Source organism: Erythrobacter alti, assembly GCF_037996805.1.
Lineage (GTDB): Bacteria > Pseudomonadota > Alphaproteobacteria > Sphingomonadales > Sphingomonadaceae > Alteraurantiacibacter > Alteraurantiacibacter alti.
Window position 1 is genome coordinate 1 of record NZ_JBBNAX010000007.1, and the last position, 21,658, is coordinate 21,658.

Sequence of the window (21,658 nt, forward strand, 5' to 3'; positions counted from 1 at the left end):
TTCGGGTTCGGGTTCGGGTTCGGGTTCGGGTTCGGGTTCGGGTTCGGGTTCGGGTTCGGGTTCGGGTTCGGGTTCGGGTTCGGCAGGCGCCTCCTGCGGTGGCGACGAGGTGTCAACTTCGGCCTCAGCCATCCGCTCCGCATCACGTTGCAGTTCCGAGGCGAGGAAGAGCGCTTTCTCGCGTGCCGCAGTGAGGTCGGCAAAGGCCGATATTGAGCCGCCGCCATCAAGCGCCGCCCGCTTCACATCATAGGCTGCGCGAATGGCGGATTTGTCGGCAGTTTCTGTAATGCCGAGCGCAGACCACGGCCAGCTTTCCGGACTGACCGTGCTCACCCGTTAGTGCCCCACGCTCTCACCGCGTTCTAGGCCGCTCAGCGCCAGTTGCTCGTCGATCTGCCCCATCAGGCGTTCCAGCCCGTCCTCGGTGTTGCTCTCCGCGCGCGCGACCAGCACATCCTGCGTATTGGAGGCGCGGAGCAGCCACCACCCGTCGGGCGTGTTGACGCGCACGCCATCGGTCGCGTTGACCTCGACGCCTTCGGGCACGTCATCGCCCGTCAACCGTGCCTTCACCTCTTCAATCGCAGCGAACTTGCGGCTTTCATCGACCTGGAAACGCATTTCAGGCGTGTTGAGCATCGCCGGCATCTCTCCGCGTAGCTGTGTCACCGACTTGCCCAGCCGGGCCGAGGCCGCGATCAGGCGAATCCCGGCGTAGAGCGCGTCGTCGAAACCATAGTATTCGTCGGCAAAGAACACGTGTCCGCTCATCTCGCCCGCCAGAGGGGAAGAAACTTCCTTCATTTTGGATTTAATCAGCGAGTGACCGGTCTTCCACATAATCGGCTGTCCGCCATGCTTTTCGACATGGTCGAACAACGCGCGGCTGGCCTTCACATCGGCGATAATGGTCGAATTAGGTAGTTTCCCGAGGAGGTCCTCAGCGTAAATCATCAGTAGTTGATCACCCCAGATGACGCGGCCTTCGCCGTCGATTGCGCCAATCCGGTCGCCATCGCCGTCAAAGGCAATCCCGAAGTCGCAAGACTTCTCGGCGACCACTTTGCGCAAGTCGGCAAGGTTCGCCTCGACAGTAGGATCAGGGTGATGGTTGGGAAAGTTTCCGTCCACTTCGGTGAACAGCAGATGGTGTGTTCCGGGCAGGCGCGCGGCGAGCTTTTCCAGCGCGGGACCGGCAGCGCCATTGCCCGCATCCCAGGCCACGGTGAGACCTTCCAACGCAGCGCTGTCAATCTCGTCGAGCGCGGTAAGCATCCGGTCAATGTAGCGGTCAATGATGTCGACACTCTCGACTTCGCCGGACCCGTCGACCCAGTCACCTTCGGCAGCCATGGCCCCGAGCGTCTGGATGTCGGCACCGAAGAACGGTCGCCCGCGAAATACCATTTTGAAGCCATTGTAATTGGCGGGGTTGTGGCTGCCAGTTATCTGAATGCCGCCATCCACCTCTTCGGCTGAGGCTTCGGCGTAGTAGAGCATCGGGGTCGCACCCATGCCGATACGGCGCACATCGCAGCCACTCGATGTCAGGCCTTCGATCAGCGCGTGTTCGAGTATGGGGGAGCTGACACGGCCATCGTAGCCGACCGCCACCTTCGGCTTTTTCGAGTCACCGAGATCGCGCACAAGCAGCGTACCGAAACCGCGCCCGATGGCGCGCGCATCGTCGGGTCCGAGCGTTTCGCCAATGATGCCGCGGATGTCATATTCGCGCAGGACTGTTGAGTGAAAATTATAAGTCATGGAAGCGAGGGCCTTTCTTTGACCCTGCGATAACTTAGCGCACTTCGTGGGGCAACTCGTCTAGCAGAAGATCGCGGGCGGCATTGGCTTCGTGGACCTGCTCGTTCGAGCCACCGCGATCGGGATGAACCATGGCCACCAGCCGCTTGTGCGCGGCAATGATGTCGGCGCGGTTGGAATCCGCCTCTACTCCCAACAGGCGGCGAGCGCGGAAAACAGCCTGGTTCCGGGTGCTGATCTTGGGCTGCCATGGCCACCGGCCGAATGTCCAGCGGAACAGCAACAGCACGGCGCCGGCGATAATGGCGAATTTCAGCACGTCAGGCAGCCATTGGTGCGGGTTTGGTGGCGCTGAGGTCTTTTGCATGCTCGCTGCTGCGTTTGGGGACCGCCAGGCGCAGGATCTGCACCAGATTGCGCAATTCCTGCCGTGCAACGAGGTGGCTTGTCCCCAATTCGCCAAGCTGGCCCTTGTCGAGCAGGGTCAGGCCGGACGGAAACAGCTCACGGTAGATCACGCGCTCGGACAATCCCTGGACCGCGCGAAAACCCACACGCTTGGATAGCTCGGTAAGTGCTTGGTCGATACGTCGCTGGTTGCGTGCGTCGGTGTAGCCGGTGCGGTTCCTCACCACGACCCAGTCCATCTCGCGCTTCTGTTCTTCAATCTGCGCTCGACTGCGCTTGATCCGTGCTTCCCAAATCAGTTCCGCATAGAAGGACAGCTTGCGCACCTTGAAAGTCTCGGCATCGACCTGCCCGATGAGGTCGAAATCGACAAAGCTGTCGTTCATCGGGGTGACCAGCGTATCGGCGCTCGCTGCGACGTGGCGCGCGAAGGGATCATCGCGGCCCGGCGTATCGAAGATGATGAAGTCTGCGCCTTCGCCGATGCGTGCCGCTTCGTCTTCCAATTGCGCGATGGTGTCGCCGCGGCACGTATCGAAGACCGGGCCTGGCAACGTGATACTCCGCCGTTCTTGGGTGGTCGCGCGGTTCTCGCAATAGCGGAAGAAGGTTGCCTGCCGCGTATCAAGGTCGAGCGCGGCGACCTTCGCACCCTGATAAGCGAGCGCCACCGCGACATGCACCGCGGTGGTGGATTTGCCCGTGCCGCCCTTTTCATTGGCGAAGACAATGCGATGCGGCGTGGACATTTACGGGCTTTCTCTCGGCTTTGTGGGCAGCTAGCAGTGTTTGATCAGTCTATCGGAGGCTTTGGCGCTTGCAAACCATCACCGCACTCGAAACCTTGCGCTCAGCTGTGGATGAATTGCGCGCCAGCGGGCGTATCGCGCTGGTCCCCACAATGGGCGCCCTGCACGAAGGGCACCTGACCCTGATCCGCGAGGCCGCCAAGGTCGCCGATCACGTTGCCGCCTCGATCTTCGTCAATCCGCGTCAATTCGGTCCGAACGAGGACCTCGATGCCTACCCGCGCCAATTGGCAGAGGATTCCGCAAAGCTGGAAGCCGAGGGCGTCACCCTGTTGTGGGCACCGGACGTCGAAGCGATGTATCCGCAAGGCTACGCCACCAATGTCAGCGTTTCGGGTGTCAGCAGTGGGCTCTGCGGCGGAGATAGGCCTGGCCATTTTGATGGCGTGGCAACCGTGGTGTGCAAGCTGTTCAACCAGGTGCGACCCGATATGGCCCTGTTCGGCGAGAAGGACTGGCAACAGCTCTCGGTAATCCGCCGAATGGCGCGTGATCTCGACCTCGTCCTGCCCCATGCAGACAGCATCCTCGGCGTGCCAACCGTGCGCGAGGCCGACGGTTTGGCGATGAGCAGCCGTAACGCTTACCTCACTCCAGAGCAGCGTGAAGCTGCCGGCACGCTACCACGGGCCATGCAGGAAGCGATCGCACGCATAGTGGATGGTCAGGAAGTACGCCCGACGCTTGCGATGCTCGAAGATGCATTGCTCGGCGCAGGATTTGCCAGCGTCGACTACGCCGAGTTGCGCGATGCCGATTCGATCGATTTACTCGACTCGGATAACGGCAATGCCCGCCTGTTCGTTGCCGCGCGCATTGGCGGCACACGGCTGATCGACAACATGGCGGTGATTGGCACTTAAGGTTGGTAGTGGCTGCGCTCGCCGCGGGCGAGCGTGGAGCGGGTAAGGGGAATCGAACCCCTCTAGCCAGCTTGGAAGGCTGGAGCATTACCACTATGCTATACCCGCGCTCCGGCGAGGCGATTGCCACCGGCAAGCTGCCTGCGTCAAGCCTTCTTATCAATTGCCCGAGCGGTTGGGCCTTTCGGCTCGAGGTTCGTCGGTGCTTACCGGCGGCGCTATACGCAACTCGACGCGGCGGTTGGCGCGGCGACCGGGTTCATTCGGCGATCCATCGGGCAAGGCATTGGGCTCGGCAGGATTTTGCTCTCCGAAGGCGATAACCTGTATGCGGTCGTCATCCACGCCGCGCTCGACCAGCCAGGCAGCGACCGCCTCTGCACGTGAGCGCGAAGCACGCAGGTTTGCCTGGTCATTGCCCGAGCTGTCTGTGTGGCCTTCAAGGATTACCGGCCAATCCTCTTCAAGAGCGTCCGAACGGATCACGCTCGCCAGCACTCGCTCGGCGCGCGCATTGATATCGGCGCCGTCGGGGAAGGGAATCGTCAGGGCAAGTGGTTCGGTCGGCGTATCAACTTCGAGACCGTCGATTTCCTCCAGGTCATCACGGAATATTGATGCCGAAGGCGAAGCACTTTCGCTTGGTGTGGGCGAGGCCGCTGACGTGGGCTCGCCGCCATCTGGCGTTTCAGTAGCTACTGGCTCGGGATCATCCTCACTGGCTCCATCGCGGCGCATTTCGCATGCAGTAAGCGAAACGGCGGCTGCACCGAGCAATGCGATACGGAAAATCGGGAATCGGTTTTTCATATATCTTGTCCTGAAGATCATGCCGGATCGGGTGTGGGATCGGATTTCGACCCCTTGCGTGCGGCGGTCCTGTCGGCGTTTCGTGCTGCCTTCTCCTCGCTGTGCTCTCGCGGCGGGGAGAATGAGATGACCGAATCGCCGGGTTGCGGTTCGGGTGCAGAGGCGTGGGTGAAGAACTTCAACTCACCGTCGGGCTTGATCAGCAACAACATATTGGCGGCATTGGGCAAAGATTCCCGCGCATCCTCTATGTTGAATTGTTCTGACAGCTTCGTTCGCCGCAAAACCCAGCCTTCCTGCTGGCGTTGCTGCACGTCATCCACGCCGAAGCCCGAGGCAAACAGGGCGCGACCACGCAACGATGCGGGCAAGGCCCGGTGATCGTCATCGTCTTCGTCACCTTCGCCAAGCTGGTACACTTTGTCGGTCCCGATCTCGGGAGCGAACTCGGAACACACCAGCGCGTTATATGCCTCGTTATCGGTCGCCGCGACGAGCGACTGGAACGGGGTCAGGTCGAGATTGTGCTCGGTTGCCTCATTCAGGATTTCGCCGTGATACGTCGGAAGGCCCAGAGCGCGTGCTGGCTTGAGCCGTTGCCAGGATGAATCTACGACCATCACCGGGGTTTCCAGATTATGCAGCCGCTCGGCCAGGGCGATGCTCCACGGCGTTGCCCCGGCAATCAGCAGCCCGGGCCGCGACGCACCTTTTACCTTGAGCAGGCTGGCGACAAAATTGACGGTGAAACCGTGCGCAACAATGGTTGCCACGACTACTGCAAAGCTGAGCCCGATCAGGATCGAGCCATCGGCATAGCCGAGGTCGGACAGGCGCAAGGCGAACAGGCCGCTGATGGCAACCAGCACGATGCCGCGCGGTGCGATCCATGCGAGGAACAGGCGCTCGTTCCAGGGTACTGAACTGCCAAGCATCGACAGCAAGATCGTCGCCGGTCGAACAAGGAACAGCAGTGCAAGAAGGAAGAGGAAAAGCCGCAGCCCGGCGACCTCGAACGGGTTGAGGTATCGCAATTCCGACAGGTCGAGCGAAGACGACAGCAGGATGAAGATGCCCGACACCAGCAAGACCGCAACGTTCTGCTTGAAGGGGTGGATACTCCGCAGGCTCGAGACATGCATGTTGGCAAGCGCGACACCCATTACAGTAACAGCAACGAGGCCCGCCTCATGCTCGATCTTGTTGCAGATGACGAAGGTGCCGATCACCGCAACAAGCAGTACGGGAACCTTGAGGTATTCGGGCACATGGCCGCGCGGGAAACTCCAGGCGATCAATCTCGCCGCTGCATAGCCTATCGCGCCCGAAATAATCCCGGCGATGGCGATCTCGGGGATGACCTCGAAGGCTGTGCCGCCATCCTCAACGGTGGCGCGGAAATACTCATAAGCCACCACGGCGCATAGTGCGCCGATCGGATCGTTGACGATGGATTCCCATTTGAGCAGGGCAGCGGGGCGCTGTTGCACCGACGATTGTCGCAGCAACGGAAGCACGACGGTCGGTCCGGTCACCACGAGGATGCCTGCGAACAGGATTGCTACCGGCCATGCGAGACCGGCGATGTAATAGCAGGCAAGCGACCCTAGCAGCCAGCCGATCGGGACACCCAGGAACACCAGCCGCCAGACACCTTCGCCATATTTTCTCAGTTCGCGGAAGTCGAGACTGAGACCGCCCTCGAACAGGATCAGGGCAACGCCGATACCAACCATGGGGCCGAGCAGATCGCCGAATGCAGCTTCGGGGTCGAGAATGCGATATCCGAAATATCCAAGCACTGGTCCGGCAAGGAAGCCCGCAGCGAGCATGAGCACGATCGCCGGCCAGCCGGTGCGCCAGGCGAGCCATTGTGCGCCGATGCCAAGCACGCCGACGAGGGCGATAGTGAGTGCTTGCTGTTCCATGATTCTCCCCGGGACGAACATCCCTTTAGCGCATTAATGACCGAAACCGGATTTTTCTCCCGTATCCCCGAAATTCCGCTCGATGGCGCAACCCGTCAATGACCCTCGAATGACACCGCTGCGCCCGTCGCAAGACCCTGGGACGCCAATGCCTGCGCGCCGCCGAGCTCGGGCAATTCGACTACGAACAATGCCCGGTCCACGATTCCCCCGGCACGCCTGAGCAGCTTTGCTCCGGCGATGGCAGTGCCGCCCGTAGCAAGCAGGTCATCAACCAGAAGTATCCGCTCCCCATCTCTGATCAGACCGGGATCGAGCTCAAGGCGGGCAGTGCCATATTCGAGCGAATAATCCTCGCCTATGGCGTCGACGGGCAGCTTGCCCGCCTTGCGGAGCGGAATGAAACCGGTGCCAAGCCTTACGGCGAGCGCACTCCCGAAGATGAACCCACGCGCCTCGATACCGGCGACCGCGTCCACTGTGGCTTCGCCCGCCAAATTCGCGAGCGCATCAACGGCGAGGGACAGGCCCTCGGCATCGGCGAGCAACGTAGTGATATCGCGGAACTGGATCCCCTGTTTGGGGAAATCCGGGATGGTGCGAATGCGCGCCTTGATCGCTTCAGCGGTCATGGCGCGCTTCGTCAGTGTCCGCTCAATCTTCGCGCTTGGGCTTTACGGCTGCCCAGACCTGCTTCTTGGCGAACCACGCCAGGATCGTTGCGAACAGCGTGAAGGCAAGCACCCACCAGCCGGTCTGCTTGCGCGCGATCATCTTCGGCTCGGCAGTCCAGGTGAGGAAGGCGGCAACGTCGGCAGACATCTGGTCGACCGTTGCTTCGGTACCGTCGGCATAGGTCACCTGGCCAGCAGTCGTAAGCGGAGGTGCCATGGCGATGTTGAGGTTGGCGAAATACGGATTGAAGTAGAGGCCCGTTCCCGGCATCGAATCGGGGAATTGTTCGGCAAACCTGTGGCCATCTTCATTCGTGTAAGTGGCTGCGTCATCGTAACCGGTCAGCAGCGAATAGACATAGTTGGAGCCGTTCGGACGCGCCTTGGTCATCAGCGAAAGATCAGGCGGAATGGCATTGTTGTTCGCCGCAGCTGCTGCCACCGCATTGGGATAGGGCGACGGGAAATAATCGACCGGAGTGGCGGCGCGCATCGCTGCTTCGCCGGTGTCGGGATTGATGCCCGGCACCATCCAGCTTTCCGCCTCTGCCTTCACCTGTGCTTCGGAATAGGCAAGATCGCCGAGGTTGCGGAAGGCAACGTAGTTGAGCGAGTGGCAGGCCGCGCACACTTCCTTGTAAACCTGGTAGCCGCGCTGCAACTGGGCGATATCCCAATTGCCGAGCGGGCCGTCGAAGGCAAAGCCGCCGTCGGGCGCGATTGCTTCCTGGTGGAATGCATGCTCGGCAGTTTCCGTGCTTTCCTCGGTCGACCAGGTGTAAAACCCGATAGCAAAGGTCAACAAGACCACGAAGGCGAAGCCAAGGCCGACAAGAATACCAATGAGGCGGATCATAATATCGTCTTTCCCTTAAACCCGGCCGCTCAAACGGCCACCGGCTCGGCGTTTTCGCCCAGCACCGCCTTCTTGTCCGATCCCAGCACCGCCTCGGTAATCGAGTAGGGCATAGGGTCGGGCCGTTCGATCGAGGACACGATCGGCAGGATCACCAGGAAGTGCAGGAAGTAGTATGCGGTCGCCAGCTGGCTGATCATCACATAGGGCTCTTCAGCCGGAGCGCCACCGCAGATGAACAGGACGATCATCGTCGGGATCAGGCCGAACCAGAAGAACTTGCGGAACAGCGGGCGATAATGGCCCGAGCGCACCGGACCCTTGTCGAGCCACGGCAGGAAGAACCACACCAGGATCGCCGCGAACATCGCCAGCACACCCCACAGCTTGGCCGGCAGGATGAAATCGAAGGTGAAGGCGCGCAGGATCGCGTAGAACGGGTAGAAATACCATTCGGGCACGATGTGCGCAGGTGTCGAAAGCGGATTCGCCGGGATGTAGTTATCCGGATGACCCAGGATATTGGGCAGGAAGAACACGAAGGCGAAGAACAGCAGCAGGAAAACGCCCAGTCCGAAACCATCCTTGGCGGTGTAGTAGGGGTGGAACGGCAGCGTATCGCTTTCCTGCTTCACCTCGACACCGGTCGGGTTCGATGAGCCGGGAATGTGCAATGCCCAAATGTGCAGGATGACAGCGCCCGCAATCACGAACGGCAGCAGATAGTGCAGGCTGAAGAAGCGGTTGAGCGCGGCGTTGTCCGGTGCGTAGCCGCCCAGCAGCCAGATTTGCAGCGGCTCACCTACGAGCGGGATGGCGCCAAACAGGCCGGTGATGACCTTTGCGCCCCAGAAGCTCATCTGGCCCCACGGCAGGACGTAACCCATAAAGGCAGTTGCCATCATCAGCAGGAAGATGACCACGCCGAGCAGCCAGATCATTTCGCGCGGAGGCTTGTAAGAAGCGTAGAAGAAGCCGCGGAAGATATGGATGTAAATCACCATGAAGAAGAAACTGGCGCCATTGGCGTGCGCATAGCGCATCAGCCAGCCCCAGTTGACGTCGCGCATGATGTGCTCGACCGAGGCGAAAGCAACGTCGGCATTGGCGGCATAATGCATCGCCAGCACAATGCCGGTGACGATTTGCAGCATCAGGCAGAAGCCCGCCAGCACGCCGAAATTCCAGAAGTAGGAAAGGTTGCGCGGCACCGGATAACCAGCGCCGACAGCATTGTAGACCAGACGCGGCAGAGGCAGTTTTTCGTCGAAAAACTTGGTCAGCCCGTACTTCGGCTCATATTCCTTCGCCCAGGGGAAGCTCATAGCAAGTCTCTTCTTAGCCTTAGCCGATCACGAGGGTCGTATCGGTGATGGTGTATTCCGGCACTTCAAGATTGGTCGGCGCCGGGCCTTTGCGAATGCGTGCGGCAGTGTCGTAGTGCGAACCGTGGCAGGGGCAGAAATAGCCGCCGTACTCACCCTTGTTCTCGCCTTCTGCGGCACCCAGCGGAACGCAGCCGAGGTGGGTGCAGACACCCATTACGACGAGAACGTCCTCATGGCCTTCCTGAGTGCGGTCGGCCAGCGTCTGTGGATCGCGAAGCGATTCGGCATCGACTGCATCGGCAGCCTGCATTTCGGCGGGAGTCAAACGACGGACAAAAACCGGCTGCTTGCGGAATACCGCCTTGACCGCCTGCCCGGTTTCGAGCGCACCGATGTCAAGTTCGGTGGTGCTTTCCGCCAGAACATCAGCCGACGGTGCCATCTGGCTGACCAGCGGGTAGACCATGACCAGTCCGCCAACGCCGGCAGCGGAGACCGCTGCGATCTCGATAAAGTCGCGGCGGCGAACGCCATCCTCGCCAGCAACTTCATTCGCTTCAGGAGTGCCTGTAGTGGTTGCCATGTCCTTGCCTTGCAAATCGAACCGCCGGGTGACCGAGAAGTCGGAAGATGCGGCCCGCTAGGGAATCGTGTTCAAATCACGCGCGCCGACCCTGCGCCGGACGCATGCTTGGCGCGGCTGATAGACGAGCAAATCCGCCCTGCCAACCCGCCTTTTGGCCTTGGTCCACGTCCAGCTGCCGACAGTGGTGGCGAAGCACCTATTCCGGCAAAGCAATCAAGGAATACTGGCGACCCCCGTCTGGTACGCCGCGATGGGTTGCGCGGCGGTACGAATGGAAACGGGTTTCATCGGCATATGTGTCGATCCCGATCAGTGCGACCTTAGCCAGATGCAGCGATTCGAGCCGCCATCGCACGTATGCTGGCAGGTCGAACTTCCATTTTCCCGGCGTACTGCGGGTAAAGAAGCTGCGGTGGCGATCTTCGAATTGCTCGACGAAATCGAAACCGACTTCGTAATTCTCCAGCGCAATCGTGGGGCCGATTGCGGCATTGATGCTGCTGCGGCTTGCACCTAACTCTTCCATGCGTCGCACAGTCGCTTCGAGCACGCCGAAATGCGCACCGCGCCATCCTGCGTGAGCTGCGCCGACAACGCCTGCCGCACGATCTGCCAACAGGACAGGTGCGCAGTCTGCGGTCTTTATTCCGAGAACGAGGCCGGGCGTTGCGGTCACCAGTGCATCGGCTTCGGGCCGGGGACCACCAGTAAATGGCGCAGCTACCGCCAGTGCCAGCGGCGAGTGGACCTGCTGCACAAGCACAAGCCGCCCGCCGGGCACGACAAACGCGGGGTCGGGCTCGCCTGAGTGCCCAACGCCTGTCAGGAAGCCATGAGGCACACCGTCTAGCACGTCTGCGCGGATAATCTCCCGCTCTTCAATCAAGGCTGCGGCTTACCTGTTCGTGGGTATCGCGCGAGAGGCCGGGAGCCGCAGCGATGCGCTCGAGCTGCTTTCGCATCAGCGCCGAGCGGCCCGGCTCGATCCGCCGCCAGCGCCCCAGTTGCGGCACAAAGCGCGCGGCGGTCTGCGGATTGATCGGGTCGAGCGCCAGAATGACATCGGCGATCAAGCGATATCCCTCGCCATCCTCGGCGTGGAAGGCGTGCGGGTTATAGGCGAACGCCATATACAAGGACCGCACACGGTTGGGGTTCTTCATCGTGAAGTCGGGATGATCGGCCAGCGCCTTCACATGGGCTAGCGCGGATGGGTGCATCGAACCTGCCTGGAGGGCGAACCACTTGTCCACCACCAGCGCGTTGCCCTGATAGCGGTTGTAGAAATCGATCAGCTTGTTGGTCCGTTCGACACCTTGCAAGCCGCACAGGACCAACAGAGCGCCCTGCCGGTCGGTCATGTTGTCGGCTGCGTCATATTGCGCGGCGGCCAGGTCTGCCGCGCGTTCGGGATTACCGGCGCCGAGATAGATGAGCGCCTGCGTCTTGACCTTGCGCGCACCTCGAGCCTCGGCCGAGAGGCTGTAGGGCACACTGGAAGCCCGCTCGTGCAAGTCGACGAATTCGCTTTCCAGTGCTTTGCCGATATGCGTTCGCAGTGCCTGGCGTTCTGCGTGGATGCGTCCGGGATCGGCGATCAGCATGGTTTCGGCAAGATAGGTCTCGCTCGGCAGGATCAGCAGTTCGCCGCGCATCAGATCGTCCAGCGCTTCGTCGGCAAGTACCGACGCGATTGCGGAAGTGATGGCTGAGCGCGCGTGATCTCGCGCCGTATTATCAAGCTCTCCGCTGACGACGGTTTTCAAATGGCCGACAACCAGATCCTGCAAGGCCTCGTAGCGGGCGAAAGGATCGTCATCATGGGCGGCGAGAAAAACGAGATCGTCCTGCGCAATATCGCGCTCGATCGAAACGGGCGCGGAAAAGCCGCGATTGATCGACAGCACGGGACGTTTGGCGAAGCCGGTAAAACTCAAGCTATCTTCAGCCTTGTTCAGCACAACCAGTTGTTCACCATGGTGTTGCGCGGATTCCCGGTCGAACAACGCCAGCTTGAGCGGAATGGGCATCGGCTGCTTCTTGGGTTGGCCCGGCGTCGGCGGAACATCCTGCGCCAGATGCAGCGTCGCGGTATCGCCCTCATGCTCGAGCCTGACCGTCACTTTCGGCGTGCCTGCCTGCGAATACCACCAGCGGAACTGTTCAAGATCCAGTCCGGCGCCATCTTCCATCGCCTTGACGAAATCCTCGCAGGTTGCGGCCTCGCCATCGTGCCGGTCGAAATATAGGTCGGTGCCTTTGCGGAAGGCTTCTTCGCCAGCCATGGTGCGCATCATGCGGATGACTTCAGCACCCTTGTTATAGATCGTCGCGGTGTAAAAATTGCTGATCTCGCGGTAGCTGTCGGGCCGGATCGGATGCGCGAGCGGTCCGCTATCTTCGGGGAATTGCGCACCGCGCAGCACGCGCACGTCCTCGATGCGCTTGACCGGCGCGCTGCCCATGTCCTGGCTGAACAGCTGGTCGCGAAGAACGGTGAAGCCTTCCTTCAGGCTCAACTGGAACCAGTCGCGGCAGGTGACACGGTTGCCCGACCAATTGTGGAAATACTCATGCGCGATGACGCCTTCGACTCCGTCGAAATCGCCATCTGTCGCCGTGTCTTCATCGGCGAGCACATATTTCGTGTTGAAGACGTTCAGGCCCTTGTTCTCCATCGCGCCCATGTTGAAATCGCTGACTGCGACGATGTTGAACAGGTCGAGGTCATATTCGCGACCGAACACTTCCTCGTCCCATCGCATCGATTTCTTGAGCGATTCCATCGCGTGGCCGGTGCGCCCCTCATCGCTTTCGCGCACCCAGATGTTGAGAGCCACCTCGCGTCCCGACATGGTCGTGAACGTGTCGGAATTGGCTATCAGGTCGCCTGCAACCAGCGCGAACAGATAGCTCGGCTTGGGCCAGGGATCGTGCCATTCGGCCCAATGCGTGCCGCCTTCACCCTCGCCCTCGGATTCGAGGTTGCCGTTTGAAAGCAGCACGGGGAACAGCGCCGTGGGGCCACTCATCCGCACGCGATAAGTGGAAAGTACATCGGGCCGATCGGGGAAGAAGGTGATGCGGCGGAAGCCTTCCGCCTCGCACTGGGTGCAGAGCATCCCATTGGACGCGAACAGGCCCATGAGCGCGGTATTTTCGGTAGGGTTGATGTGCGTGGTCACCTCGATCTGGTGCGCATCGCCCGGCAGGCTGACCAGCAGGTCGTCATCATCCATTGCCCAACTTGTAGTCGCCTCTCCATCCACCTTGACCCGAACCGGCACCAGCGCATCACCATTGAGCCGGATTGTGGGAGACGCCTCCGCATTCGGATTGCGCCGGACTGTCAGCGTCGCAACAACCTTGGTCGACTCAAGTCCCAGATCGAAATCAAGCGACACTTCGGGCACCAGCCAGGCAAACGGCCTGTAATCCTCGCGCCTGATCGTTGCCGGAGCCTTCGGTTCACGGGCAGCATCTGCCATTTCGGGATTGCCTTCCGGCGTCGATGGGGTGCGGGCGATATCCATGGTGGGAATTTGGGTCCTTATCTTCGGGCTGTCGAGTGTCTAAACGCACGACATGGCACATATGTTCATTCTTGGGCTGGGGTACACGGCGAAACGGATCAAGGCACTTGCCGAAGCAGGCGGTTGGCATGTTTCGGCAACAGGAAGCGATGGCGAAGTGGCTTTTGACGACGTGGATGCTGTTTCGCGGCATATCGACAGTGCCGACTATGTCCTGTCGTCGGTACCGCCTGCCGAGGGCGGCGATCCGGTGCTCGCAAAATATGGCAAGACGCTGGATTCCAAGCGGTTCGGCTACCTGTCTTCAACGGGGGTTTACGGAGACACAAAAGGGGCCTGGGTCGACGAAAGCGCTCCCACCGGCACCGGTCGGCGAACCGCCCGCGCATATTGTGATGCGGCGTGGATGGAACACGGGGCGCATGTATTCCGCTTGCCCGGAATCTACGGGCCGGGCCGCAGTCCGCTCGACCGCGTGCGCAGCGGCAAGGCGCATCGGATCGATTTGACGGGACAGGTCTTCAGCAGGGTCCATGTAGAGGATATCGCCAGCGGCGTGCTTGCTGCGATTACGGGCGATGCGCCGCTAGGAGCCTATAATCTTGGCGATGATCTTCCGTGCAGCCAGAACGCCGTGATCGAGCAGGCCTGCCGCCTGCTGGGCAGCGAGCCGCCACCGCTGCAAACGATGGACGAGGCAGGCCTGTCCGACATGGCGCGCGGTTTCTATGCGGAGAACCGCCGGGTGGCGAATGGCAAGGCCAGGCGCGTCCTCGGCTGGCGGCCCGCCTATCCGACATACCGCGAAGGCCTCGCCAGCCTGCTCTAGCTTTCGCCCTGCCGCATCCGTACCGACTGCTGCACCTGCACGCTTTTCTGTTTGCGCGCGCGCAGGGCCAGCACCATGCCCAGCACCGCCAACGCCATGCCCACGGCGGGAAGCGCGGTCCAGCGATAGCCTTCAAACAGGGTCGAGAGCAGCATCGCCACGCCAATCGTGAGGATCGAGTTATAGGCCGTGCGGCCCGCACCGATCTCGCGCACGAGGTTATAGTGCAGCGGAAACGTCACCACCGATCCGATCAGAGCAAGATAAATGATCCCGCCCCAATATTCGCCGCGCATCGGCAGGGGCGGCGGCCCGGCGGTAATCAGCGCGAAGAACAGATCAATCGCCGTGCCATAAAGCATCGCCCATGCGAGCAGGCTGACCATCGGCACGCCGCGCCCCGTTGGGTTCGCCTGCACGACATTGGCGATCGACGCTGCAAGGATGCCTAGCAGCGCCAGGCCAATGCCAAGCGCCACGTTGCCACCGATCACGCCTGCGTCCGGATTGGACTGCCATTCGTTGAACAAGAGGAAGGACGTCCCGACAATAGCCACCGCGCTGCCGAGCAGGAAGCCGCCCGTCACCCGCTCGCCAAGGAAGAACCGCGCAAACAGCGCATTGGGCACCATCAGCAGCGCAAACATCATCGCGACGATCCCCGAAGTGACAAACAGCTCGGCGTGGTAGACGAACAGGAAATTGGCGCTGAATTGGAACAGGCCGATGAAAGCGGCGAGCAGGTGTTCGCGCCTTGTAAGCACCAGCCGCCGCCGCATCAGCCGCGCGACAAGGAACAGCGCCGGGGTGGCAAGCGCAAAGCGGTAGAATACCGACCATGCGGCTGGCACACCGTCGATCTGTCCCGTGATTACGTACCAGGTCGAGCCCCAGATCGTCCCGGTGAGGACGAAGGGCAGGATGACGCGCCAGCTCAGCATCGAAGGCTGGTCGCCGGTCACAGGGCAGCGATGGCCTTGCCCAGAGCCTGCGCATGACCCGGATCGGTCGCCCAGCTTGTGACGAGGCGAATGCTACTGTCGTCCCAATCGTAAAAGGCGAAACCCTGTGTCCGCAGCGCGGCGCGCTCTACCGCATTCATCCGCACGAACAATTCGTTCACCTGCGCGGGATGAACAAGTCGCTCGCCTGCGGCCTTGGCCACGATCTGCGCGGCGTCATTGGCCGCGCGCGCATTGGCGAGCCACAGGTCATCGTCCAGCATGGCGAGGATTTGCGCCGCGAGGAACCGCCCCTTGCTTTGCAGATGGCCTGCGCGCTTGCGGCGGAAATGAATCGTCGCCGCCTTTTCGGGATCGAAGAATACGATAGCCTCGGCTCCCATTCCGCCATTCTTTACGAAGCCGAAGCTGAGCGCATCGACTGCCCCTGCCGCTTCGGCGGGAGAGCAGGCAAGATGCGCCGCCGCATTGGCAAATCGCGCGCCGTCCATGTGGAGGCCTAGCCCATGTTCGCGGGCCAGAGCAGCGACCGCGTCAAGTTCGCCATGACTATAGACCAGTCCGTATTCGCTCGCCTGAGTGATCGAAATCGCCTGGGCAGGCACCTGGTGCACACCGCGGGTGATCCCGGCGAGCACCTCTGCAATCGCCTCGGGTGCAAGCTTTGCGCCCACGCCACCGGCCAGCAGCAGTTTGGCGCCGTGCAGGTAGAAGCCCGGCGCGCCGCATTCGTCCATCTCGATATGGGCTTCTTCGTGGCAGATCACGCCGCCATGCGGTTCGACCATCGTGGATAGTGCGAGGCAGTTGGCCGCCGTACCCGTCGCGACCCACAGCGCCGCGCATTCGCGCCCGAACAGCGCGGAAAAGCGTGCGTCCAGCTCCCGGCTCAGTGCATCGGTATCATATGGCGTGTCGGCGCTATCGGCGGCGCGCATCGCGTCCCACACGCGGGGGTGCACAGGGGCGGCATTGTCTGACATGAATTGCATCATGGAACGCAATGGCCGCGCTGAAGGTTGAGCGCAAGAAGGAGAAATTCATGCCCGCCATCGAAATCGAAGTTACCGACGAGACCACCCACGGCGCTTACCGCGCCGATGTGGACGGAACCGACACGAAGGCCGAGCTGACCTGGAAGGCACGCGGCAATGCGCGGATCGCCGACCATACCTTCACGCCTCCGGCTGCACGCGGGCAGGGAATTGCCGCACAGTTGGTCGAGAAGATGATTGCCGATGCGCGCGAGCAGGGTTTCACCATCGTGCCGCAATGCCCCTATGTCGCGGCGCTGTTCCGCAAGAACCCCGACTGGGCTGATGTGCGGGCCGAAACCCCGAGCTGAAGCTATCTGGGCAAATTGGCGAAATCGACCGAAGCAATCGAATCGAGCACGGCGGCACGCAGCTTGTGCGCGTCTTCAAGTGCCAATCCGTCAAAACTGAAACTGCCGCCGGCAAGCCCGAACTTGAGGTCGCAATAGCCGCGCCAGCGACCGAGCGGCCCTTGCGCAATCTCTACCGAATGCAGTTTCACGCGGTTGGCGATCTGTGTGCGCGGGGCGAGCCAGCCGCGCCGTGACAACACCTGCGCCGGGTCGAGCGCATGGCGATCATACCGCCAAAGATAAAATTCACGCGCGATCAGTACCACCGCCAGCAATCCAATCGGAATGCTGGCCCAGGCAAACCCAGCGATGATCACGCCCACCGCGAGGATGGACATCACAATTGTCGTGATTATAGCGCTGTCCGAATAGTAATTGGGGCTGGGCCTGCGCCATTCCTCCGCGCCATCGGGCAGGGTGAAGCCCGCTTCTGCCGCGATCGGTTCGATCTCTTCCATCTTCGCAAAGGGGGCAACGTCGTGATTGGCGCTGCCCGAATCCTGCGCGAGGCTGATAAAGCTGAGGCCATGCCATCCGAAACGTCGGCGCAGGATTCCCGTAGATACGATCAACGCCTGCACGCGGTGGACAGGCATCACGACGTCGGTCTTGGTCAGCAGCCCGCGACGGCGACGAAAGCCCTTGGCGGTACGCTCCAGCCGGAAATCCCAGTCGCGCACTACGGTTTTCACCACGCCGCTGGCGAGGCCGACTACAACCACGGTGAAGATGAAGGACAGGACCGCAAAAATCCTCGCGGCCATGTCCAGCCCGCTGAGATAGCTGCCAGCCTCGGTATACCGCTCGTCCTCGATCCAGTCGCCGACATAGTCCCACGGATCGAAGGGCAGGAGGAACTCGAGCTGCTGCATCGCGCCGAGCAGGACCGCGAAGACCACCAGCGAAAAGCTGAACAGTCCATAGGTCAGCAAGCGCCCCTGCCCCATGGCAAATAGCAATTTGCCCTGCGTGGCGAATTCCGATGCTGCGACCTCTGTTGCTGCCGCCTCCTGATCAGTCGCCAAGGGCTGCGCTGCATCTTCTTCCGCACCTTCGACGAGAGCGCGCACGGTTTCCCGCAATCGTTCGCCTTCGTCTTCTGTGACGAGCGCGAGTTTGAGCTCCTCCTTGCCGCCAGCTCCGGTTTCGAACTTGACCTCGACAAGCCCGAGCAGCCGCGGGATCAGTTTTTGTTCGAGGCTGACATCCTGGATGCGGTCATAGGGGACCGAGCGAGCCGAGCGGCTGATGATGCCCTGTTCCAGCCGCACGTCGCTCGTGCCGATGCGGTAGCGCAAGCGATACCAACCGAGCCATGCGGGCAGCAGGTTAGCGGCAATAATGAGGAGCAGGATCGGGACAAGATAGGGCGCGACGAAACGCAGCCCTTCGCTGCTCTCGCTTCCCGAAGCTGCACTGTAGAGCACGATTGCCGCCGGGATGATCGCGCTCGCCAGCGTCCTTACGCCCTGCGCGGCGATGGTCAGCGGGCTGACGCGCCGCCATTCGCCGACTTCAATGGCATCGCCCTCGCTCGCCCCGGCTGTCACAGCGATTCGCGCTTCACATGCTGGCGAATTTCCTCGCGCATGGCCTTGGCATTATCAAAGGCCAGACCCGGCAGCGTGACCGAGGCATTGTGCGTGCCTGCCGTGTGCAGGATCAGGCGGGAAATGCCGAAAGCGCGCTCGAGCGGGCCCTGCTCCACATCGAGATGCTGCACACGGCTGAACGGCACGACAGTGTCCGAATGGAACAAGACGCCCTTCACCACCCGCAGCCGGTCTCCCGCCATGTTGTACCCGCGCGAGCGATAGCGCTTCATCGGCAGGACAATGATCAGCAGGATCGCGAGGATCAGCACTGGAATCCCCGGCGCCCATGCAGGCACGACCTCGGCGAAGGAAAGCACCCCGGCCGCGATCACGAATGGAAGGGTTGCCAGCAACCCCTCGATCCGCATGACCGTGGTGTAACCGGGATCGAGCTGTGTCAGTGGTTCTGCATCCATAGGTGGTTTATTGCCACAACACAGTGAGCGGGTAAAATTGTTTGTTTCGGCACTCGAATCCGGGCGCGACATGGAAAAGAACTTGAAATTCGGTCGCTCCCAGCGACCGACAAAGGCCGACTGGCCGCCCGCAGGCACCCCGAAGTGAAGGCGAAGCCGAATGGAGGGAAAAGTGCCGAGGATGATCGTGCGGATGCACGATCCCAAAAACAAAATGGTGCCACGAGAGAGAATTGAACTCTCGGCCTCACCCTTACCAAGGGTGCGCTCTACCACTGAGCTACCGCGGCTTACCGAAACAGGCGCGCGCTATTGTCGCGTGGCCCGCGAAAGTCAAGCCAAGGTTGAGCGAATGCGTCGCTTGATGCAAGGGGGAGCGATGAGCAAGGACATGAGCCGCGAGGAAAGACTGGCCGCCAAGCTGCGCGAGAACCTGCGCAAACGCAAGGCGCAGGCCAAGGGTATGGCGCAGGGCGACAAGGTTGATGAAGCGGAGAATCGCTCCGACCTTTCCAAGAACGCCAAGGACAGCTAACGCGCAGCCCTTGCGCGCCAACAGGAGAATCCATCAATGCCGACACTGATCCTCGTTCGTCACGGCCAGAGCGAGTGGAACCTTGCCGATCGCTTCACAGGGTGGTGGGATGTCGATGTGACCGAAAAAGGCGTCGAGGAAGCGCGCGAGGCCGGTCGGCTGCTCAAGTCCAAGGGGCTGTTCCCCACGCTCGCTTTCACCAGCGTGCAGAAACGCGCGATCAAGACGCTGCATCTGGCGCTGGAAGAATGCGAGCGACTGTGGATTCCCGAAATCAAGAACTGGCAGCTCAACGAGCGTCACTATGGCGGACTGACCGGGCTCAACAAGCAGGAGACGCGCGACAAACATGGTGACGAACAGGTGCACATCTGGCGCCGCAGTTTCGACGTACCCCCGCCGCCGATGGAAAAGGGCGACAGATACGATCCCGGCAATGATCCGCGCTACGAAGGCATCGACGTGCCGCAGACCGAAAGCCTGAAGCTGACGATCGAGCGCGTGCTGCCCTATTGGGAAAGCACGATCCTGCCCGAACTCGCCAAGGGCGAAACGGTCATCATCTCCGCCCACGGCAATTCGCTGCGCGCGCTGGTGAAGCACCTGTCGAACATATCGGACGACGAGATCACGGGCCTCGAAATCCCCACCGGCCAGCCGATCATCTATGATTTCGATGACGCGATGCAGCCGGGCGAGCGTTATTACCTGAAGGATAGCTGAGAGCATGGCAGCACAAGTCGCAATCGTGATGGGCAGCCAGTCGGACTGGCCAACCATGCAGCGCGCCGCCGATGTGCTTGATGCACTGGGCGTGTCGCATGAGGCGCGCATCGTTTCGGCGCACCGCACACCCGACAGGCTGCACGAGTTTGGCAAGGGCGCAGCGGATGAAGGCTTCAAGGTTGTTATCGCAGGAGCGGGCGGCGCAGCCCACCTGCCCGGAATGATCGCCGCTCTCACGCATTTGCCGGTGCTCGGTGTTCCGGTGCAGTCGAAGGCGCTCAGCGGTCTCGATAGCCTGCTGTCGATCGTGCAGATGCCCGCAGGGGTCCCGACGGGCACGCTGGCGATAGGCGATGCGGGCGCGACCAATGCCGGATTGCTGGCCGCCTCGATCCTCGCACTTGGTGACGAGGAGCTGTCGGCACGGCTACAGGAATGGCGCAGTGCGCAGACCGATAGCGTGGCCGAGCGGCCCGTCGATTAACACCTTCGGCATGCGCTGAACTTGTCGAAGGGCGCGCTTTTCTTATAGCGCGATAAGCAGAAACAAAGGGCGATCCTTCACTGGGTCCAAGATGGGCGGGGATTTTGTGTTAGCTCCAGGCGCGACAATCGGCATTCTCGGTGGAGGCCAGCTTGGCAGGATGCTCGCCATGGCCGCTGCCCGGCTTGGCTATCGCTGCCATATTTTCGCACCTGAAGACGATAGCGTGGCTGCCGAAGTCTCCGCCGAATTTACCAATGCCGTTTGGCATGACCGCGATGCTCTCGCGCGGTTCGCAAAGGCCTGCGACGTCGTCACTTACGAATTCGAGAATGTCCCTGTCGATCCGCTTTCGGTCATTCCGGCAGACAAGCTCGCGCCCGGCACGCGCCCGCTGGAGGTGGCTCAGGACAGGGTGAACGAGAAACGCTTTGTCGAAGGCCTCGGCGGTCGTCCGGCGCCCTATATCGCCATCGACCATGACAGCGAGCTTGCCGCCGGGGTCGACCGGATCGGAACGCCCGGCATCCTCAAGACGCGGCGCGATGGTTACGATGGCAAGGGGCAATGGGTCATCACCAGCGCTGCGGACGCACAGGGCATCCGCATCCCGCAAAGCGGCTGCGTCTTTGAAGGGCGCGTCAGCTTCGAATGCGAATTCTCGGTTATCCTCGTGCGCGGCAGCGACGGAGAAGTGCGCTTCTGGGATTCGACGCTCAATACACATGAAGGCGGCATTCTTTCGCACAGCGAACTTCCCGCGCCGGACATCGTTGGCGAACAAGTCGGGCAGGCACGCGAGCTGGCGCGGAAGCTGGCCGAAGCACTCGGCTATGTCGGCGTGATGACTTGCGAATTCTTCGCCACCGGCGAGGGGCCGGTGTTCAACGAAATGGCTCCCCGCGTGCACAATTCAGGCCATTGGACAATCGAAGGTGCCGTCACCAGCCAGTTCGAGAACCACATTCGCGCCATCGCCGGCCTGCCGCTTGGCGACACGTCAAGCGTCGCGGCGCGCGTTGTGATGGACAATCTGATCGGCGCGGAGGCGCTCGAAGTGGCGCGGCACCTGTCCGAACCCTCGGCGCACCTCCATCTCTACGGCAAGGCCGAGGCGCGCGACGGGCGCAAGATGGGCCATATTACGCGGGTGGGCTGAGGC

22 protein-coding genes, 2 tRNA genes and 1 pseudogene are annotated in these 21,658 nt (G+C 61.5%); 7 read left to right on the plus strand and 18 right to left on the minus strand.

Translation table 11 applies throughout. The features are described 5' to 3' along the window. The 4 genes and pseudogenes from AAC850_RS07700 to AAC850_RS07715 all read right to left on the minus strand — a co-directional run. Nucleotides 1–336: pseudogene (locus AAC850_RS07700) on the minus strand (hypothetical protein); the annotation flags it as partial. A 3-nt stretch (nucleotides 337–339) separates the two neighbouring features. Beyond that, entirely contained in the window at nucleotides 340–1,767 is a 1,428-nt protein-coding gene (gene pgmG, locus AAC850_RS07705) for a phosphoglucomutase/phosphomannomutase PgmG (protein ID WP_340588124.1), read from the minus strand. A 34-nt stretch (nucleotides 1,768–1,801) separates the two neighbouring features. Beyond that, nucleotides 1,802–2,134: a J domain-containing protein gene (locus tag AAC850_RS07710; protein WP_340588125.1), complete on the minus strand. Its 333-nt coding sequence runs from the start codon at nucleotides 2,132–2,134 to the stop codon at nucleotides 1,802–1,804. Continuing rightward, complete coding sequence (locus AAC850_RS07715) at nucleotides 2,088–2,924, minus strand: division plane positioning ATPase MipZ (RefSeq protein WP_340588126.1); 837 nt, start codon at nucleotides 2,922–2,924, stop codon at nucleotides 2,088–2,090. The genes AAC850_RS07710 and AAC850_RS07715 overlap by 47 nt, the downstream gene beginning before the upstream one ends. A 68-nt stretch (nucleotides 2,925–2,992) precedes the next feature. On the opposite strand from AAC850_RS07715, the gene panC reads away from it, so the two are divergent. Beyond that, nucleotides 2,993–3,847: a pantoate--beta-alanine ligase gene (gene panC / locus AAC850_RS07720; RefSeq protein ID WP_340588127.1), complete on the plus strand. Its 855-nt coding sequence runs from the start codon at nucleotides 2,993–2,995 to the stop codon at nucleotides 3,845–3,847. 34 nt (nucleotides 3,848–3,881) lie between these two features. Here panC and AAC850_RS07725 read toward each other — a convergent pair. The 9 genes from AAC850_RS07725 to pepN form a co-directional block, all read right to left on the minus strand. Then, a tRNA-Gly gene (locus AAC850_RS07725) sits at nucleotides 3,882–3,955 on the minus strand. Nucleotides 3,956–4,006: 51 nt separating this feature from the next. Next, nucleotides 4,007–4,657 carry an OmpA family protein gene (locus tag AAC850_RS07730; RefSeq protein WP_340588128.1) on the minus strand — a complete coding sequence of 217 codons (651 nt, stop codon included), beginning with the start codon at nucleotides 4,655–4,657 and terminating at the stop codon, nucleotides 4,007–4,009. A gap of 17 nt (nucleotides 4,658–4,674) precedes the next feature. Further along, complete coding sequence (locus tag AAC850_RS07735) at nucleotides 4,675–6,585, minus strand: cation:proton antiporter (RefSeq protein ID WP_340588129.1); 1,911 nt, start codon at nucleotides 6,583–6,585, stop codon at nucleotides 4,675–4,677. 95 nt (nucleotides 6,586–6,680) lie between these two features. Continuing rightward, nucleotides 6,681–7,217 carry an adenine phosphoribosyltransferase gene (locus AAC850_RS07740; RefSeq protein ID WP_340588130.1) on the minus strand — a complete coding sequence of 179 codons (537 nt, stop codon included), beginning with the start codon at nucleotides 7,215–7,217 and terminating at the stop codon, nucleotides 6,681–6,683. Nucleotides 7,218–7,239: 22 nt separating this feature from the next. Further along, entirely contained in the window at nucleotides 7,240–8,115 is an 876-nt protein-coding gene (locus AAC850_RS07745) for a cytochrome c1 (RefSeq protein ID WP_340588131.1), read from the minus strand. A gap of 29 nt (nucleotides 8,116–8,144) precedes the next feature. Next, the gene (locus AAC850_RS07750) at nucleotides 8,145–9,440 is read right to left on the minus strand and encodes a cytochrome b (protein ID WP_340588132.1); all 1,296 of its coding nucleotides are present in this window, start codon (nucleotides 9,438–9,440) and stop codon (nucleotides 8,145–8,147) included. A 19-nt stretch (nucleotides 9,441–9,459) separates the two neighbouring features. Beyond that, a complete protein-coding gene (gene petA, locus AAC850_RS07755) occupies nucleotides 9,460–10,026 on the minus strand; it encodes a ubiquinol-cytochrome c reductase iron-sulfur subunit (protein ID WP_340588134.1) in 567 nt (188 codons plus the stop codon). A 199-nt stretch (nucleotides 10,027–10,225) separates the two neighbouring features. Continuing rightward, nucleotides 10,226–10,915 (minus strand): peptidoglycan editing factor PgeF, encoded by a 690-nt coding sequence (gene pgeF, locus AAC850_RS07760; RefSeq protein WP_340588135.1) that lies wholly within the window; start codon nucleotides 10,913–10,915, stop codon nucleotides 10,226–10,228. After that, nucleotides 10,908–13,562: an aminopeptidase N gene (pepN, locus tag AAC850_RS07765; protein ID WP_340588136.1), complete on the minus strand. Its 2,655-nt coding sequence runs from the start codon at nucleotides 13,560–13,562 to the stop codon at nucleotides 10,908–10,910. Before pepN ends, pgeF begins: the two co-directional genes overlap by 8 nt. Nucleotides 13,563–13,614: 52 nt before the next feature. Here pepN and AAC850_RS07770 point away from each other — a divergent pair, with 52 nt between their 5' ends. Continuing rightward, nucleotides 13,615–14,391: a Rossmann-fold NAD(P)-binding domain-containing protein gene (locus tag AAC850_RS07770; protein WP_340588138.1), complete on the plus strand. Its 777-nt coding sequence runs from the start codon at nucleotides 13,615–13,617 to the stop codon at nucleotides 14,389–14,391. Here the strand turns inward: AAC850_RS07770 and AAC850_RS07775 are convergent. Both AAC850_RS07775 and AAC850_RS07780 read right to left on the minus strand, forming a co-directional pair. Next, nucleotides 14,388–15,332: a DMT family transporter gene (locus AAC850_RS07775; protein ID WP_340588540.1), complete on the minus strand. Its 945-nt coding sequence runs from the start codon at nucleotides 15,330–15,332 to the stop codon at nucleotides 14,388–14,390. The two genes, AAC850_RS07770 and AAC850_RS07775, sit on opposite strands and share 4 nt — an antisense overlap. Before the next feature lie 17 nt (nucleotides 15,333–15,349). Further along, nucleotides 15,350–16,345 carry a threonine aldolase family protein gene (locus tag AAC850_RS07780; RefSeq protein ID WP_340588139.1) on the minus strand — a complete coding sequence of 332 codons (996 nt, stop codon included), beginning with the start codon at nucleotides 16,343–16,345 and terminating at the stop codon, nucleotides 15,350–15,352. A gap of 11 nt (nucleotides 16,346–16,356) precedes the next feature. Here AAC850_RS07780 and AAC850_RS07785 point away from each other — a divergent pair, with 11 nt between their 5' ends. Then, nucleotides 16,357–16,698, plus strand: coding sequence for a GNAT family N-acetyltransferase (locus AAC850_RS07785; protein WP_340588140.1), 342 nt, complete (start codon nucleotides 16,357–16,359; stop codon nucleotides 16,696–16,698). 2 nt (nucleotides 16,699–16,700) lie between these two features. On the opposite strand, the gene AAC850_RS07790 is transcribed toward AAC850_RS07785, so the two are convergent. From AAC850_RS07790 to AAC850_RS07800, 3 genes are all read right to left on the minus strand, one after another. Next, nucleotides 16,701–18,290: a PH domain-containing protein gene (locus AAC850_RS07790; protein ID WP_340588141.1), complete on the minus strand. Its 1,590-nt coding sequence runs from the start codon at nucleotides 18,288–18,290 to the stop codon at nucleotides 16,701–16,703. Continuing rightward, nucleotides 18,287–18,751 carry a PH domain-containing protein gene (locus AAC850_RS07795; protein ID WP_340588142.1) on the minus strand — a complete coding sequence of 155 codons (465 nt, stop codon included), beginning with the start codon at nucleotides 18,749–18,751 and terminating at the stop codon, nucleotides 18,287–18,289. The genes AAC850_RS07790 and AAC850_RS07795 overlap by 4 nt, the downstream gene beginning before the upstream one ends. A gap of 215 nt (nucleotides 18,752–18,966) precedes the next feature. Continuing rightward, nucleotides 18,967–19,041 (minus strand) — tRNA-Thr (locus AAC850_RS07800). Nucleotides 19,042–19,130: 89 nt separating this feature from the next. Between AAC850_RS07800 and AAC850_RS07805 the strand changes: the two genes are divergently transcribed. From AAC850_RS07805 to AAC850_RS07820, 4 genes are all read left to right on the plus strand, one after another. Further along, complete coding sequence (locus AAC850_RS07805; RefSeq protein WP_340588143.1) at nucleotides 19,131–19,286, plus strand: hypothetical protein; 156 nt, start codon at nucleotides 19,131–19,133, stop codon at nucleotides 19,284–19,286. Nucleotides 19,287–19,322: 36 nt separating this feature from the next. Beyond that, on the plus strand, nucleotides 19,323–20,009 hold the full coding sequence (gene gpmA, locus AAC850_RS07810) for a 2,3-diphosphoglycerate-dependent phosphoglycerate mutase (protein WP_340588144.1): 687 nt from the start codon (nucleotides 19,323–19,325) through the stop codon (nucleotides 20,007–20,009). A 4-nt stretch (nucleotides 20,010–20,013) separates the two neighbouring features. Beyond that, nucleotides 20,014–20,496, plus strand: a complete 483-nt coding sequence (gene purE / locus AAC850_RS07815; RefSeq protein WP_340588145.1) for a 5-(carboxyamino)imidazole ribonucleotide mutase — start codon at nucleotides 20,014–20,016, stop codon at nucleotides 20,494–20,496. Nucleotides 20,497–20,602: 106 nt separating this feature from the next. After that, nucleotides 20,603–21,655, plus strand: a complete 1,053-nt coding sequence (locus tag AAC850_RS07820) for a 5-(carboxyamino)imidazole ribonucleotide synthase (protein ID WP_340588146.1) — start codon at nucleotides 20,603–20,605, stop codon at nucleotides 21,653–21,655. Nucleotides 21,656–21,658: the final 3 nt, after the last annotated feature.

Coding starts and splice junctions, on each gene's coding strand:
- gpmA (WP_340588144.1), top strand. CDS start 19,323: ATGCCGACACTGATCCTCGTTCGTCACGGCCAGAGCGAGTGGAACCTT.
- AAC850_RS07770 (WP_340588138.1), top strand. CDS start 13,615: ATGGCACATATGTTCATTCTTGGGCTGGGGTACACGGCGAAACGGATC.
- AAC850_RS07795 (WP_340588142.1), bottom strand. CDS start 18,751: ATGGATGCAGAACCACTGACACAGCTCGATCCCGGTTACACCACGGTC.
- AAC850_RS07785 (WP_340588140.1), top strand. CDS start 16,357: ATGGCCGCGCTGAAGGTTGAGCGCAAGAAGGAGAAATTCATGCCCGCC.
- AAC850_RS07780 (WP_340588139.1), bottom strand. CDS start 16,345: ATGCAATTCATGTCAGACAATGCCGCCCCTGTGCACCCCCGCGTGTGG.
- purE (WP_340588145.1), top strand. CDS start 20,014: ATGGCAGCACAAGTCGCAATCGTGATGGGCAGCCAGTCGGACTGGCCA.
- pgmG (WP_340588124.1), bottom strand. CDS start 1,767: ATGACTTATAATTTTCACTCAACAGTCCTGCGCGAATATGACATCCGC.
- AAC850_RS07735 (WP_340588129.1), bottom strand. CDS start 6,585: ATGGAACAGCAAGCACTCACTATCGCCCTCGTCGGCGTGCTTGGCATC.
- AAC850_RS07715 (WP_340588126.1), bottom strand. CDS start 2,924: ATGTCCACGCCGCATCGCATTGTCTTCGCCAATGAAAAGGGCGGCACG.
- AAC850_RS07730 (WP_340588128.1), bottom strand. CDS start 4,657: ATGAAAAACCGATTCCCGATTTTCCGTATCGCATTGCTCGGTGCAGCC.
- AAC850_RS07740 (WP_340588130.1), bottom strand. CDS start 7,217: ATGACCGCTGAAGCGATCAAGGCGCGCATTCGCACCATCCCGGATTTC.
- AAC850_RS07775 (WP_340588540.1), bottom strand. CDS start 15,332: ATGCTGAGCTGGCGCGTCATCCTGCCCTTCGTCCTCACCGGGACGATC.
- pepN (WP_340588136.1), bottom strand. CDS start 13,562: ATGGATATCGCCCGCACCCCATCGACGCCGGAAGGCAATCCCGAAATG.
- AAC850_RS07750 (WP_340588132.1), bottom strand. CDS start 9,440: ATGAGCTTCCCCTGGGCGAAGGAATATGAGCCGAAGTACGGGCTGACC.
- petA (WP_340588134.1), bottom strand. CDS start 10,026: ATGGCAACCACTACAGGCACTCCTGAAGCGAATGAAGTTGCTGGCGAG.
- AAC850_RS07745 (WP_340588131.1), bottom strand. CDS start 8,115: ATGATCCGCCTCATTGGTATTCTTGTCGGCCTTGGCTTCGCCTTCGTG.
- AAC850_RS07710 (WP_340588125.1), bottom strand. CDS start 2,134: ATGCAAAAGACCTCAGCGCCACCAAACCCGCACCAATGGCTGCCTGAC.
- AAC850_RS07805 (WP_340588143.1), top strand. CDS start 19,131: ATGAGCAAGGACATGAGCCGCGAGGAAAGACTGGCCGCCAAGCTGCGC.